Source organism: Cyanobium sp. LEGE 06143, from assembly GCF_015207535.1.
In the GTDB taxonomy this organism is placed as follows: Bacteria; Cyanobacteriota; Cyanobacteriia; order PCC-6307; family Cyanobiaceae; genus NIES-981.
This window is the reverse complement of the sequence record NZ_JADEWP010000005.1, coordinates 1-14,700: the sequence shown is the minus strand read 5'-3', so window position 1 is coordinate 14,700 and position 14,700 is coordinate 1. Positions and strand designations below refer to the sequence as shown.

Genomic DNA, 14,700 nt, shown 5'->3' with positions numbered 1-14,700 from the left:
CAGATCAAGGCGCCGGCCTCGCCCGCGCGCGGTGCTCCTGCGGGCTGATGCCGCGCACCCGCTTGAACGCCGTGCTGAGCGCGAAAGGCGTGCTGTAGCCGAGCGCGTGGGCCACCGTGCCGACGCTCGCCTCCGGATCGCAGAGCATGTCGGCGGCGAGGGCGAGTCGCCAGCTGGTCAGGAACTTCATCGGAGACTCCCCGACAACGTCCTGGAACCGCCGTGAGAGCGCGGCGCGCGAGGCCCCGACCTCCCGCGAGAGCTTCGCGAGCGTCCAGGGACACGCCGGGTCGTCGTGCATTGCCTGCAGCGCACGACTCACGACCGGGTCGCTCTGCGCCCGGTACCAGGTCGGACTGTCGGCGTCGGGTCGCGTGAACCAGGCGCGCAGGATCGCGATCAGCAGGAGGTCGATCAGACGGTCCAGCACGGCGGCCTGGCCAGGACCCTCCTTGGCCATCTCGTCGCACAGCAGGGCGATGAGCGGCGAATTCCACCTGTCGTTCGACAGCGACAGCAGCGGCGGCAGGGCGCGCAGCAGGCGGTCGCTGATGTCGCTGGTCGACTCGTAGGCGCCGACGAGCATCAGCGTCGAACCGTTCGGGTCGTTGCCCCAGGTCCGGGCGCCGTGCATCAGCTCAGCCTCGATCGACTCGCCGTCGCGGTTGCAGCAGCGCTGGCCAGGGTGGATCACAATCTCGGGCACCGTCGCCGGATCGTCCGCAACGTTGTAGTGAGCCGGTGCGCGGGTCACGGCGACATCACCGGCGTCAAGGCGCACCGGCTGGCCGTCGTCGGGGACGACCCAAGCGTGTCCGCGCACGATCGCCAGCACCGTGATGGGGGACTCGGCGAGGATCCGCAGCGACCACGGCGGCGTCATCACGGTGCGGAGCGAGAAGGCGCCCCGCGCGCGCGGACCGTCGAGCAGACCTGCGAATGGATCCATGGCCGGCACGGTATTGGCTGGACGCTCGGATATGGAACTGAGCATCTCGGCGATGGCTCAGGCGGCGCTCCCCGCAGAGGATTCAGAGGCGCCCTCAACAGGCTCGGCAGGCCGGGCTGGGGGTGAGACCCACGGCCACCCCATCCACCTCATGCAGAACACGAATCGCAACGGCACGACCCTGGTGATCGGAGCGAGCGGCAAGACCGGCCGTCGCGTCACGGACCGCCTCATCGCCGAGGGACGGCGGGTCCGGCCCGTCTCCCGCTCCACGCAGCCGCGCTTCGACTGGCAGGACGACAGCAGCTGGGCCCCAGCCCTCGACGGCGTCGATGCCGCCTACATCACCTACTTTCCCGACCTGGCGCTGCCCGGGGCGGCCGAGACGGTCGATGCGTTGGCGCGCCTTGCCGTCGCGCGCGGCGTGCGGCGCCTCGTTCTGCTCTCAGGCCGCGGCGAGGCGGGTGCCCAGCGGGCCGAGCGCTACCTGCAGAACTCCGGCGCCGATTGGACGGTCGTCCGCTGCGCCTTCTTCAACCAGAACTTCGACGAGAATTTCGTCGACTCCGTGCGGCACGGGATCGTTGGGATGCCGGCGGGCGACACCGCCGAGCCATTCGTCGACGCCGACGACATCGCCGACGTCGTCGTCGCGGCGCTCACCGATGACCGCCACATCGGCGAGCTCTACGAGCTGACGGGCCCGCGCCTGCTCACCATCGCCGAAGCCGCCCACGAGCTCGGTGTCGCCATCGGCCGCGAGGTGCGCTATGTGCCGCTGACCGCCGAGCAGTTCGGCGCCGAGCTGGGCGCGCACGGGATGCCGGAAGCGGACGCCACCCACCTCGCCGAGCTGCTCAGCGAGGTGCTCGACGGCCGCAGTTCCCACCTCGGCGATGGCGTGCAGCGGGCGCTGGGACGCCCGGCCCGCGACTTCGCCGACTACGCGAGGGACATCGCCGCGACGGGCGCGTGGAACCCTGAGGCCGTGGCGGCGTGACAGCGCTGTTCGCGCTGCTGCTGGTCGGCACCGGTGCCGCCCACCTGGCGATGATGGGTTTTACCGGGAGGCGGCTCGATCAGCCCCTGAGCGCTACCCCATCCACTCAGCGAGCTTGGTGTAACGCCTGCGGCCCAGGTGGTTCTTGACGGCCATCGCCAGCGCTTTCTTCTGGCCCACCAGCACCACCAGCTGCTTGCCGCGGGTGATGCCGGTGTACACCAGGTTGCGCTGCAGCATCGCGTAGTGCTGGGTGAGCAAGGGGATCACCACGGCGGGGTATTCGCTGCCCTGGCTCTTGTGGATCGTGCAGGCGTAGGCGGGCACCAGGTTGTCGAGTTCCCCCCAGCCGTAGGTCACCTCCCGGCCGTCCAAGCCACCGGCTTCCCCGGAGGGGTAGCGCACCGTCAGTTCACTGGCATCGGCGTCGATCGTTTCCACCGTGCCCACATCGCCGTTGAACACCTCCTTCTCGTAGTCGTTGGCCACTTGCATCACCTTGTCGGCCGGCGCGAACCGCCAGCCGAAACGCTCCACCTGCTCAGTGGGATCGGCGTTGAGCAGCTGCTGCAGCTCGATGTTGAGCGACCGTGACCCGCAGCCTCCGCGGGCCATGGGACACAGCACCTGCACCTGGGCGATCGGATCGAGGCCAAAGCGGGCCGGGATGCGTTCGCCCACCACCTTGAGGATCAGGGCAACCGCCTTCTCGGGCGTCTCGGCGGGAAGGAAATAGAAGTCGGTGGTGGCCTCAGCCGGCGGCGTCCGCAGATCGGGGATGGTGCCGGCGTTAATGGCGTGGGCGGTGGTGATGATGCGGCTGGACGCCGCTTGGCGGAACACCTCCGTAAGCCGCGCCACCGGCATCGCGCCACTGTTGATCAGATCAGCCAGCACCTGGCCGGGCCCCACCGAGGGCAGCTGGTCGACATCGCCCACCAACAGCAATCCCGCCTCCGGTGGGAGGGCCTCCAGCAGGGAGGCCATCAGGGGCACATCCACCATCGAGGTTTCATCCACCACCAGCAGACCGCACTCCAGTGGCAGCTCGGCATTGCGCTTGAAGCCAAAGGCCGCCGGGTCGAACTCCAGCAGCCGGTGGATTGTCTTGGCCTCCAGCCCGGTCGTTTCGCTCATCCGCTTGGCGGCACGGCCGGTGGGGGCGCAGAGCAGGATCCGCAGCTTCTTGGCCGCCAGGATGCGCAGGATGGCGTTGATCAAGGTGGTCTTGCCCACTCCAGGCCCTCCTGTGATCACCAGCACCTTGCTGGAGAGGGCCTGCACCACCGCCCCTTTCTGGCTGGCGGCTAGCTCCAGGCCTAGGCGTTGCTCCACCCAGGGGACAGCTTTCGCTGAATCGATTGCTCCCCATGGCGGTGTGCCCGCCACCAGCTCCTGGAGGGACGCCGCGATCCGCCGCTCATCGCGGTGCAGATTTGAGAGGAAGATCGCCGCCTCTCCGGCCAGGGTGTCGGCCACCACGGAGCCCTCGCTCAGCTCCAGATCGAGGGCGCTTTGGATCAGGCCTCTCTCCAGGGGGACCCTGGTGGTGGCCCCGCTCTCATCCAGGGGCCCGCTCGGCCGCTCCACCGCCAGCAGCTCTCCGGCCAGCTTGAGCAGCTCGGTGCTGGGCAGGCCGCAATGGCCATCACCGCTGGCCTCCAGCAGCGCGTAGTTGATGCCGGCGCGCAGGCGGATCATCGCCTCAGGCTTGATGCCCAGCCGTGCGGCGATGGCATCGGCGGTGCGGAAGCCGATGCCGCGGATGTCACGGGCCAGGCGGTAGGGGTTCTCCGCCATCACCTGCACGGCGTCGTTGCCGTACGTCTTAAAGATCCGCACCGCCCGGGCGGTGCCGACGCCGTGGCTGTGCAGGAACACCATGATCTCGCGCACCACCTTCTGATCCGCCCATGCCTGGCTGATCCGCTGGCCCCGCACCGGCCCGATGCCTGGCACCTCCCGCAGGCGTTCTGGGGCCTGCTCAATCACCTCGAACACCTGATCTCCGAACACCGCCACGAGCTTGCTGGCGTAGATCGGGCCAATGCCGCGGATCATGCCCGAGCTCAGGTACTTCTCGATGCCCTCAGCGGTGGTGGGCGCGGAGGCCCTGAGGAAGGAGGCCTTGAACTGCTGGCCGTGTTCGCGACTGTTCACCCAGCTACCGCTGACGGTCACCCATTCGCCCGCGCTGATCTCGGCGGCATGGCCCACCACCGTCACCAGGTCGCGGTGGCCGCGCGCCTTGATGCGCAGCACGCAGAAGCCGTTCTCGGCGTTGTGGAAGGTGACACGCTCGATCGAGCCCGCCAGCAGCTCGGTGGGTTGCGGGTGGGCCTGGGCAGGATCGGTGCGAGACGGGCGTGCCAGGGCGGGAGTGGCCTGTGGCCTCACCTTTGCAGAGGGCCAGAGCCTCTACAAACCCACCTCCGCACCCCAGCGGGACCCTCCGCGATGGCAGCAACAGCGCGAGTCGAGGGTGCTGGTTACACTGGCTTGTCCGCCTGCACTCCTGTGTCACCAATGTTTGGAGCGCCTCACGGCCATTAGAGAGATGTCCTCCAGCTGGCAGGAGCTGCCGTTGACACTTCACAGCACCCCTCTACAAATAAAGAGCTGGCCTGCCTTTGTCCAATGCTCTATTCGGAAGCTGATCTGCCCCTGGCGAGGTGCTACCACCAATGCATTCTTGAGTTGGGCAAAGCAGGCGACAAGAAGGTTAAAAAGCTGCAGCAGAACCTCTCCGCCTTGGCTGCCCGCGACAGAGTTCTCTGGCTGGGTGGTGATGAGGAGCGCAGCCTCTACTGGCTGAAACACCTCGATGAGCACCGCTACGGCGACCTCCACCGAGTGAAGCTCAAGGACTTCGGGCTGGCGGGAGGAAAAGACGACGGCGAATCGGATATTGAGGGACTGGCACTCGACGGTGATCGGCTGTGGCTGATTGGCTCCCACAGCCTGCGGCGCCGCAAACACAACGACCGCAAGGGACATCCACTGGACATGCATGACGAACAAAGTCGCAACGCGCATGTGCTTGGCTGCCTGCGGCTTGATGGCGCGGGTCTGCCGGTATCAGGGCAGCGCCTGGAGTTCGACGCGGCATCCCCAGGCGACGCCCTCACCCAGAAGCTGGCAGCCGATTCCCGCATCGGCCGCTTTATGAAGATCCCTAGCAAGGAGAACGGGCTCGACATCGAAGGCATTGCCGCTCGCGGCGAGCGGCTGCTGGTGGGGTTGCGGGGGCCGGTGTTGCGGGGCATTGCCCTAGTGCTTGATCTGCGCCTGGCAGGGCTCGATGACGATGGTCCAACCCTCAGTCTTGCTGGCTGCCACTGCCGCTATCTACAGCTCGCCGGCCTGGCGGTGCGAGATCTGGCTGTGGTGCCCGGCAGCGACGACGTGCTTGTGCTGGCAGGACCGTCGATGACCCAGGCCGGCCCTTGCTACTTGTATCGCTGGCGGAACGCACTCGGAACAGTGAACAACGGTCCCGTCGCGGGGGTCATCACGTTGGAGGAACTGGAACCCCTGCTGTGGATTCGTGACGGCCGCCCTGGGCGACCCGATGAGGGCAGTGACAAGCCGGAAGGCCTGGAGGTGCAACGGCATGGGGGCCGTCTTCTGGTTTGGGTGGCCTATGACGACCCCACCAAAACTCGGCGGAGGGGGCAAGGTTCCAGAACCCGACTGGATGGCTTTGTGTTGCCGTAAGGATGCTGGTGACCATGGAGCACATGGCTGGCAGCTGAGGCTGGCAATGAGGCGGATTCGAGGTTTTGCAGGAAACGAGACACATGTCACTTACGACCATGTGGGCGCCAATCTTCCTCAGCCATCAGTGATCACTATCACATCTCCAACCAATCAGAATATCGCGAGGTTCTTGAATATTGGCTTAAGCTTTCGCCAGCCACCACCACCCAGTGCCACGATTCTCTCAGCCACTTCGGTTATGAGCATGACTGGAATCACGTTCTTTCTCCTTGGTCAGGTATTTAGCCCCAGCAGGCTATTCAAATGATATCTATCTGTGAGGTCGTCAGTCTTTGGCCTCCATGGGGATCATGATCGTCTCCATGAGCTGATAAAAACATCCGGAAAATGTCAAATCATCAGCAACAATATTTAGGGCCGAGCTGCGCACAATGGTTGTCACTTGTAGCTGTATGGCTCTCTCTGGACGAACCTTAATGTGCTCATCTGAGCCAGCAATGGGAGGGCTCACAGCAGTAACTGCTCATGAGTGTCACGGCCTGAGCCTGCCAATACAAACTGCACCTCACGAGACCACTCGGCCATGAGGAAGCAGCATGTAAAGATATATAGAGGTTAACGCCTCCTTAATGTGACATTATTATGCTCTCTGGACTTGTGCCTTCGCGGACGCGAAATGCCTGGCTACGACGCATCATTTCTCGCAGGCATGGTTTTACCTATGCCGAAGTTCAGGACTGAGTTGTCTGCGGAACTTCTTAACAAGGGCGAGGTGTTTCACTATCCGAATTACTCAGTTGTCATGAACGGCTCCCCAGACAAGCGATCACCTGTGATTGCTTGTCTGAATATAGACCAAGTACAGCTAAAGTCGACAAAACGAACTGATCGATGGCGCATTGATCCACGCATCGGCGTTACGAATCAGCTCGACAATAATTACTACAAGAACAATCCGTGGGACAAGGGGCACATGGCACGTAGGGCATCAGCCGCATGGGGAAGCACGGTTAGAGATGCTCAGTACGCGTCAGATGAAACATTCTACTATTCCAATTGCATGCTTCAGCATCAGAACCTAAACCAGGATGAATGGCTAGGACTGGAGGATTGGGTTTATCAGCTAGATTTAGGCCGGGACGGTAAAATTACCTCAATGTGTGGTCCAATATACGCAGACTTTGATCGCAGCATTCGTCCTTCGGGTAGGCAGATTGCTCTTATTCCAGCAGGCTTTTTTAAGGTTGTCTGCTTCATTAACAAACAAACTGAGAAGCTTGATGCTCGTGCCTTCATCATGTATCAGGACGCCAAAGCCTTGTCTGACAGGCGTGGACGCTCAAGATATGACAATCAGTCCTACCAAGTGACAATTACAGAGATCGAGGAAAAAACTGGCCTGATGTTTGAAGATGCCATCTATGAAGCCAATCCACTCTACTTTTCTGACGCGAACGTAAAGCCTGAAGAGAATGTCATCCTCTTCCCGGAAGAGATTGAGGTCGCTGGACCTCAGGATCTCATCGCCGCTGGTGATAAACGTCAGACCATTCTGGACGATATTATTGACGTGTTTGTCGCTGTTGCTATGCCTGATCCCAAAGGCTCGGACGCCGGTAATGAGTGGGTTTCTTTGATCAACCTTGGAAGTGAACCTGTTGATCTGAACGGCTGGAAGCTCGGCGATAACTCCGATCGTCAAGTTGTCATTGATTCAATTGCTACCGACAGCGCCTCCCTTACACTTCGCCCTGGAGATTCCATCGTTCTTAAAGGACTTGAACCACTCAGGTTAGCAAATAAGGGAGGTGTAATCAAGCTCTTCAACGACAAGAACGAGCGGATTGACTGGGTGAACTACACAAAAAAAATGGTTGCAACAGACAAGCCTGTACTCTTTTTGGCACCACGAAATACGTTGCAGATTCAGTAGTTGCAAACTAGAGCTGTTGAGCCACATCAAGTCTTACTGTATCTGATCTCCCAAGACAATCGTTCTGTTGCTGTCAGATCCCGTAGTTGCCGTTGCCGAACGTCTGGTGATCTTTCCTCATGATTGCCTTGTCCGCCATCGATCGTGCCATCGCCGCAGCAACACCCTGCCTCGTAGCCCATGGGTTACTGCGCAGATCCCCATCCAGCGAGTCCCAAGCGCTCAACGTCTCACTTTCCCAGAATCGATCCCTAGCTGGTCGCCCCGCAGGCTGCAGTCATGCCGCCATGAATCGGTTTCGTCGCGATTACTGCACAGTCATGTCTGTTGAGACCCAACAAAAGCAAGATAACCTTCGGCCACTTTAGAATGAGCTGCAGCAGTCCATCACCACTGAGGTCTACAAAGCCTCCAGCCCGCCTTGCGCTTCTCACCCCAGAGCTTCAGGGCTTCAGAACGACTGATCTCGCGGCGGTTCTTGAGTAGCGGCACCGGCTCGCCGGCAAGCAACTCCCCGCTGGTGATCTCCAGAAGCTGATAGTCGCGTTCCCAGCGGGTCGGGCGGAAGCGCAGTACTTGGCGGCCATCGCTGAGCCAACCCTCCTGCGGGCTAAGGGGGACACGAAAAGTTGGTGGGCTCATGCCTCCGTGAGTCGGGCCTCGATCAACCGGCAGCACTCCTGCACGTCGCTCACGCTCTCGGCCCCCTTGCTGAGCGAGCAGAAGAACTCCCGCCACAGCACCGGCACCGCCAGCAGGATCAGCGGCCTGCCGCCGTTGAGCGCATGGGCGGCTTCTGATGCTGTGCCTGGGCCTCCGCCCCCGCAGATCACCACCACATCGGCGCTGAGCACGTTGATCACGTTGCGGGCCTTGCCCATGCCGGTGAACAGGGCCAGATCCAGGTCCGCCATGGTTTGCCTCTCCTCACCCTTCCCTTCATCGGGCAACACCCCCACCACCAGGTGCCCCTCCACCCGCGCCGCGCCACGGCTGGCCGCCGCCATCACTCCGGCGGGCCGACCACCGGTGAGCAGCACCCAGCCTCGGTAGCTGATGCACTCCCCCAGCTCCTCGGCCAGGGCCACAGCCTCAACAGAAGCGCCCTCTCCGGCACCCATCACGCCCACCACCGTTCGCCGGCTTCTCATCCCGCCTCCGGTGCCCAGCCTCGCTGGCGCGTCATGTCATCGGTCCAACCCTGACAGCGGTGAGTGAGGTGCTCGCCATGGGCGAGGAGTCCCTGATTCAACTGGCAGGTGAGCAGAGGGATGCAGCTCACCCCTGCCTGGTGGCGAAACCAGTGGCAGGTCATGCAGACCTTGCGGCTGCGGGTGCTCACCAGCACGTCCTGATCGAGGTAAGGCCAGTCCTCGACAGAACTAGGAGGGGAAGGCACAGAGCTGGAGCGCGGGCTCGGCACCATGGGGGCATTCAATAGAGAACACCTGTACTAGCACCTGTTGGTTCGCTTGTCGCCCCTGCGGCTGCCCTCCTCCTCTCGGCTTCTTGCTCACCAGATGGCTACGCCGCAGCTCATGCTGCCATCGGGGCATCACCCTCGCCGCCTCTCTCCAGCTCTTCCCACACCCGCCGGTAGGCCGCGGTCTGTACTGCGTTCCAGGGTTGCGATGCCGGGTGCCGTGCGGCCACCAGCCGGGCCAGGTCCTCTCGGGTTCTGGGGGTGGTTCTCAGACCCAGGACGGCCAATGCCTCATGGAGATCAGCAGACGTTTCCATGGCATTGGTGAACCAAGAGGCGAGAGGCAAATGGTCGCGGCTGCTCTCACCCATGCAATGGGGGATGCCCATGGCGGTGTTGTTCTTCATGGAAGACAGATGACACCACGGGGGTTCCTTTGTTCCTGCCTCGGGGAATGGGCAATCCCCAGCGTGGCTTCTGTGGAGCACCTCGCGGCACCACTCCAGCTCCTGATCGATATCGTTCGCCGACACCATCGAGCAATTCTTAAACCACACCTTTTCCCAGCGCAAGAGCACCGTCTGGACTGTCTCAGCTGCAGGACAGTTGGTGTCACGATGATCTCTCTCCTGGCTGATTCTCTATACCGATTTAGCCACAGGCAGAATCGCCTTACACCTTAAATGTGTAAAAGCTAATCGGGACGATCCCGTGTCTTCACCACCGCGTCAGACAGCCGTACCGCCTCCATGAACTCCCGCAACCTTGCCGGATCCTTGTAGCCATCGGGGCCCTTCACCCCACTGTTCACATCCACGGCATAAGGCCGCACCTGCGCGATCGCGTGGCTCACGTTCAGGGTTGTGAGCCCGCCGGCCAGGATCAAGGGAACAGCCAGCTCTGTGCGCAGACGTGCCGTGACCCGCCAGTCATGAACCAGGCCTGTGCCTCCCACTTGGCCCGTGCGGGGATTGACGCTGTCGGCCAGCAGCCCATCAACAAGGGGGGCGATGGTGGCAGCCAAGCTGAGCGACTCCCCGCCCCGGATGTGGATGGCCTTCAGAATTCTGACCCCGTGGCAGCCATGGCGCAGCTGCCGCAGCCCTTCCGTCGTCATGGCCCCGTGCACCTGCACCACCCCGGCCCCGGTCCGCTCGACCAGCGTGATCAATGCGCAGGGATCCTCCAGATGCGAGACCAGCACGCCTTGCACGAACGGGGGCAGGCCGGCAAAGATGGCTGCGGCCTGCTCCGCCGTGATGAAATCGCTACTGGGGTGTCTCTGACCTACCAGCACCCCCACGGCATCAGCCCCGCACGCGGCCGCCAGCAGGGCGTCGCTGAGGCGGCGAATGCCGCAGATCTTCACTCGCGGCATGGCTGAGGGCCTGGGCGGTGGCAGGAGCTGGTCGCTAGCAGGCTGCTATAACAAATTTTTGGGCCTCTCATCGCAGAACGATGATCCTCAAAAACGAGACAATTCCACCTTGTCTTGTCTCAGGGGCATACCACGTCGTGAAGCCATATCAATATGTGAAATAGTCCCATATCCCCAAACCCTTGCAGAACGCTTTTCAAGCCTGCATCTAGACCAAGGTTGTCCCTATCCAATCATGTCATAGAATGAGATGCTTGCGTCAATGGACATTAGGCCTTCCTTCTTCTCTTTCTTGTTGGGACGTTGAGCTTCAGTACACAAAACCAACATGCCAGAATCAAGAAATGCTATGCCCTCAGGCTGAGGAAGAATACGTGGATTCAAGCCCCACGCCCCCTTGAAAATGCCGTTATTTGCATAGCATATAATCATCTTGACGCCCTTGGTGCCTACTAAGTAGATATCGCGTGTGTGAGGGTGAATGGCGATACTAGAAGGGTTAAATATTGAAGCCCCGTAGAGGAAGAGATTTGAGTCGATGATCAGCTTTGGTTCAGGGTGCAGCAATTCAGACTCAAGACTAAAGCTATAAACATTTCTTCTTCCTGATTCCTTGCCTGGTGCTCCTTTACATGCGATAAGCAGTTGGTTCGAATGACTGTCAAAGCAGAGGCCCTCTGGATCAAAGGATTCGTCAAGATCTAAGTCGTATCGCCAATACACGGCGTCTGGCGACTTGTATTGATCAATTCGGTAAAGGCTGGGCTTGTCGCCAGCATGCAATATGTATGCAGATTCACCTATTATCGTGAGATCTTCGGAATCACCTTCGGCGTGGAATTTGAAATCAATGAAGCTGTCATCCAATAGAGATGAGTGATGAACCTGTATCGCCTCATCCTGGACAAAGGCGATATTGGTGTCATCGTCGACGGGGCAAATCCCAGAGATCTCGTCATATTTTTTCTGCAGTGTAATAACCTTGGAGGGTCGTGTGAGGTCATAGGGGAAATTCATGGCCAACAACACTGCTTGGCCCGACGCTAGTCACGATTGCTTGATTGCGCATTAAGCAGCGTGTGCCTAAAGCTCATAACTCCTTCCACTTCTGCCATTCCCCTGGGAACGACCGTCCCTGCTCACGCTCTGTTCAACCCCTTGCGGGACCACCGGAAGGATCGAGGGCTTGCCAGACAGTGCGATAGGCAGCGCTCTGCTGKGAACTCCAGGCCATGGATGCAGGGTGTYGWGCTGCCACCGMKCGGGCCARYTCCTCGCTGGTCCGGGGCAGGCAGGTAAGGCCGAGCACCTGCGGAGCATGGCTCAGATCCGCCGAGGGATCCATGGCGGTCACCAGGTTCGTCGTGAGCACTAAGGTCATAGCCCCTCCAGTCACCTTGCAGCGAGGGTGACGCTGACGACCTGCCCGCCCTCGATCTCGATCCGCTCGATCGCAGCCATCACCTGCCGGCGTACGGCGGCATGGGTGTAGAGATCCGCGCCGATCGTGGGCAGCAGCTCTGCGAGCCTCCGTGCGGCCTGCCGGCGCCCTTCCTCGGCCTCTGATTCCTGCCGCTGTACGGCCTGGCTCCCAGCCAGCTGGCTCTCCAGCCGCAGGACSGCCTGGCGCATCTCCGGYARSCCGGTCTCCCGYGCCAGCACGCGYGTGCGCTCCAACTGCTGCGCGATGGTCAGCTCGGCCTCGGCGTTCCCTGTCCCGGCCCCCGGATCGCTGGAGGGCAGCATCAGGCTGGCCACACGCTCTGCCTCGCKSACCAGATGGGGCATCAGCCCATAGGCGAGCTTGCGTTCGTTGATGCCGGGCTGATCGCACAGCCGCAGACCGCCGCGGGCACCACTGCAACGCAGATGGCGGTAGGCCGGCCGGCCGGCAGCGGTGGCCTTGCGCACCGACTCGAGCACCACCCGGCGCCCGCAGGATCGGCAATAGGTGAGCTGGGAGAAGCTGGGCAACCGCTCGGTCTGCGCCTTCTGCTCCCGCCCGCGAGCGGTGGCATGGCCGCGGTTGCGGTTCTCCTCCAGCTGCAGCAGCACCTTGCGGGCCCTGGCSGGCTSGATCAGGGCSGGGTGGGTGTCACGGGTGAGCTCCCACTCCGAGGGATGCAGGCGCTTGTAGGTGGCCTTGCCGCGYCCGTTCTCCGGCTCGATCCGGCGGCTGCGGTTRCTGRCCGTATGACCTGMSAGCTCRGCGCTGCAGAGYTCCAGCCAGGAGCGCAGKCCGGGCTGGGTCCAGCGCTGGCACTGCKCRATCAGCTCGRGCWGATGGRCCGGSTCCAGRGCCGCRAGCTGCTCYCGCCARAGCCTGGTSGCCGTCCAGATCGTGCCSGCCTGCAGATAGAGATCGACCAGCAGCCGAGCGGCATCGGCCACGGTGAGTTCGCCGGCCAGCGGGCGATCGTCAAGGACATAGCGGCGCTGTTCGCCGCGTCCCTCCAGCCGCAGCCCGAACGGCGGCCTGGCGCTGCGGGGGATGCCATGGGCCGCCCGGTGGGCRTAGCTGCGGCGCACCCGTGAACTGATCCGGCGGCTYTCGGCCTCAGCGTCATAGGCGGCMCGGTCRCGGATCTCCTCRGCGCCCTGGGCRTCGGAATCGAGCCAGGGCTCCGACCAGAACCGCCAGGTGGTCTGGGTRCGGGTGCAGAGGGCAAAGAACAGGCGRGCYTCCACCAGGTCCCGCGCTAGCCGGTCATTGCGATCGGCCCAGACTGTCTCCACCTCYCCRGCGCGGATGYGSTCCTGYARSAGCARCCAYTGGGGCCGCTCGGCATTGCGGCCGCTCTCCTGCTCCACCAGCASATCSGCYTCWGCRACMCCACAGCGCAGGGCCGCCGCCTTCTGGCGCTCCAGGGAGCTGGCCTGATCACGATCCTCTGTGGAGACGCGGATGTAGGCGACGGAACGCCGGCGGGCGGGCATGGCCAGATCGCAGCTGGGATCAGCTTAGTCCGGTCTGCATACCCGTTACAAATACCGCTNNNGGCAGCAGNNNTACGGSGGCATGMARGCCRMRGAGGCCARRCGSCTSAMSSAGCTKGAGMAGGAGAACSSCMGGCTSAAGMNGMTTYNTGGCSGAMGCMGAGYTSGASAAGGCSATGCTCAAGGAGCATTCTGAGGGAAACTTCTGAGCCCGGAACGTCGCCGCAGGGCCGTGGTGGTTCTGTAGGGTCGATTCCTGGTCTCCCAGCGCCGTGCCTGCCNRCYGGNNCGGGCCAGMACCGCAMCACCCAACGCCGRCCCGTGCCGGTGGTGGTGATCGAGGAGCAGAAGCTGCGCCGACGGATCCGTGAGCTGGCCCGGCGCCATGTGCGCTGGGGCCGGCGGCTGGTCTACCGCCGGCTGCGGYTGGAKGGYTGGAGCGTCAACCACAAGCGGGTGCAACGGATCTGGCGGSAGGAGGGGCTSCAGCGGCCYCTGCCGCGCCGGYGCAAGCGCGCCAGGCCTGCTGGCGGCTCCAGGGAGCTRCTGAGGGCCRARTACCCRCACCAYGTRTGGGCSATCGACTTCCARTTCGACCAGACGATGAATGGCMGGACGCTCAAGTTCCTSAACGTGGTGGATGAATTCAGCCGMGYCTGCCTKGCCATTCGAGTGAACAGGCGCTGCAGAGCTGTGGATGTGATCGATACGATCGAAGAGCTGCTCAAGGTCTATCCACCACCCACCCACCTGCGCATGGACAATGGCCCTGAGTTCATTGCCCATGCCCTGCAGGAATAGTGCACAGGCAGCGGTACCAGTACGGCCTACATCGAGCCAGGCTCACCCTGGGAGAATCCATTCGTAGAATCATTCAACAGCCGGTTCAAGGATGAGTTCCTGAATATCGAGCTGTTCGCCTCGGTGCYGGAAGCCAGGCTGTTGKCAGAGCAGTACCGGATGGAGTACAACTCCTACAGACCGCATTCAGCGCTCTAGGGGCGTACCCCCCTGGAGACACTCCAGCAGTGGAGAGCGGCCTGACCACCCACCAGCKCTCAGAAGAACTRGACCASTAWWGGGGGTCACGTCAGATTGCTCCGGAACAGTTGGAGGGGTACGTCTTTCCTGTCTACGAGCGAACGCTCGAGGACGTGCGCCGCCCCTTTGCTGAAGAGTTGGGCATCTCCAGCTGGAGCGGCTGACGCTGCGCGACTCGGAGCCTCCCGCCTGGAGGAAATTTCGAGCCGATGGCAATCTCGAGGAGTTCGTGAGGGATTTCGTTGGCTTCGTGCGGGCCTCTAGTGAGCCGAGCCTCAGGGCTGCCCTCTGCCCGCAGGGTGGAGAGGCGATCGAAGAG

14 protein-coding genes and 1 pseudogene are annotated in these 14,700 nt (G+C 62.4%); 5 read left to right on the top strand and 10 right to left on the bottom strand.

Annotation, left to right across the window (positions count from 1 at the left end; translation table 11 throughout):
- Positions 1-4: 4 nt before the first annotated feature.
- Positions 5-949: an AraC family transcriptional regulator gene (locus tag IQ216_RS00965; RefSeq protein WP_193813956.1), complete on the bottom strand. Its 945-nt coding sequence runs from the start codon at positions 947-949 to the stop codon at positions 5-7.
- Here IQ216_RS00965 and IQ216_RS00960 point away from each other — a divergent pair.
- A complete protein-coding gene (locus IQ216_RS00960) occupies positions 948-1,949 on the top strand; it encodes an NAD(P)H-binding protein (protein ID WP_228006982.1) in 1,002 nt (333 codons plus the stop codon). The two genes, IQ216_RS00965 and IQ216_RS00960, sit on opposite strands and share 2 nt — an antisense overlap.
- A 93-nt stretch (positions 1,950-2,042) precedes the next feature.
- Here IQ216_RS00960 and IQ216_RS00955 read toward each other — a convergent pair whose 3' ends face one another.
- Positions 2,043-4,346: an ATP-dependent RecD-like DNA helicase gene (locus tag IQ216_RS00955; RefSeq protein ID WP_370566545.1), complete on the bottom strand. Its 2,304-nt coding sequence runs from the start codon at positions 4,344-4,346 to the stop codon at positions 2,043-2,045.
- A 300-nt stretch (positions 4,347-4,646) separates the two neighbouring features.
- On the opposite strand from IQ216_RS00955, the gene IQ216_RS00950 reads away from it, so the two are divergent.
- Positions 4,647-5,666, top strand: coding sequence for a DUF3616 domain-containing protein (locus IQ216_RS00950; RefSeq protein ID WP_193813955.1), 1,020 nt, complete (start codon positions 4,647-4,649; stop codon positions 5,664-5,666).
- Positions 5,667-5,994: 328 nt separating this feature from the next.
- On the opposite strand, the gene IQ216_RS00945 is transcribed toward IQ216_RS00950, so the two are convergent.
- A complete protein-coding gene (locus tag IQ216_RS00945; protein ID WP_193813954.1) occupies positions 5,995-6,180 on the bottom strand; it encodes a hypothetical protein in 186 nt (61 codons plus the stop codon).
- Between the two features lie 165 nt (positions 6,181-6,345).
- Between IQ216_RS00945 and IQ216_RS00940 the strand changes: the two genes are divergently transcribed.
- On the top strand, positions 6,346-7,602 hold the full coding sequence (locus IQ216_RS00940) for a DNA/RNA non-specific endonuclease (protein WP_193813953.1): 1,257 nt from the start codon (positions 6,346-6,348) through the stop codon (positions 7,600-7,602).
- Between the two features lie 387 nt (positions 7,603-7,989).
- On the opposite strand, the gene IQ216_RS00935 is transcribed toward IQ216_RS00940, so the two are convergent.
- From IQ216_RS00935 to IQ216_RS00905, 7 genes are all read right to left on the bottom strand, one after another.
- A complete protein-coding gene (locus IQ216_RS00935; protein ID WP_193813952.1) occupies positions 7,990-8,244 on the bottom strand; it encodes a DUF1651 domain-containing protein in 255 nt (84 codons plus the stop codon).
- On the bottom strand, positions 8,241-8,753 hold the full coding sequence (locus tag IQ216_RS00930) for a cytochrome (protein ID WP_193813951.1): 513 nt from the start codon (positions 8,751-8,753) through the stop codon (positions 8,241-8,243). The genes IQ216_RS00935 and IQ216_RS00930 overlap by 4 nt, the downstream gene beginning before the upstream one ends.
- On the bottom strand, positions 8,750-9,001 hold the full coding sequence (locus tag IQ216_RS00925) for a galactose oxidase (protein WP_370566544.1): 252 nt from the start codon (positions 8,999-9,001) through the stop codon (positions 8,750-8,752). Before IQ216_RS00925 ends, IQ216_RS00930 begins: the two co-directional genes overlap by 4 nt.
- 137 nt (positions 9,002-9,138) lie before the next feature.
- Positions 9,139-9,603 (bottom strand): hypothetical protein, encoded by a 465-nt coding sequence (locus IQ216_RS13965; RefSeq protein ID WP_228006981.1) that lies wholly within the window; start codon positions 9,601-9,603, stop codon positions 9,139-9,141.
- A 116-nt stretch (positions 9,604-9,719) separates the two neighbouring features.
- Positions 9,720-10,403, bottom strand: a complete 684-nt coding sequence (locus tag IQ216_RS00915; protein WP_193813949.1) for a phosphoribosylanthranilate isomerase — start codon at positions 10,401-10,403, stop codon at positions 9,720-9,722.
- A 225-nt stretch (positions 10,404-10,628) separates the two neighbouring features.
- Entirely contained in the window at positions 10,629-11,420 is a 792-nt protein-coding gene (locus tag IQ216_RS00910; RefSeq protein WP_193813948.1) for a hypothetical protein, read from the bottom strand.
- Between the two features lie 375 nt (positions 11,421-11,795).
- Complete coding sequence (locus IQ216_RS00905; protein WP_193813947.1) at positions 11,796-13,340, bottom strand: recombinase family protein; 1,545 nt, start codon at positions 13,338-13,340, stop codon at positions 11,796-11,798.
- A 321-nt stretch (positions 13,341-13,661) separates the two neighbouring features.
- Between IQ216_RS00905 and IQ216_RS14595 the strand changes: the two genes are divergently transcribed.
- Together IQ216_RS14595 and IQ216_RS14590 are read left to right on the top strand one after the other, a co-directional pair.
- Positions 13,662-14,141, top strand: a complete 480-nt coding sequence (locus IQ216_RS14595) for a DDE-type integrase/transposase/recombinase (protein WP_193813946.1) — start codon at positions 13,662-13,664, stop codon at positions 14,139-14,141.
- 24 nt (positions 14,142-14,165) lie between these two features.
- Positions 14,166-14,339: pseudogene (locus tag IQ216_RS14590) on the top strand (transposase); the annotation flags it as partial.
- Between the last annotated feature and the right edge of the window lie 361 nt (positions 14,340-14,700).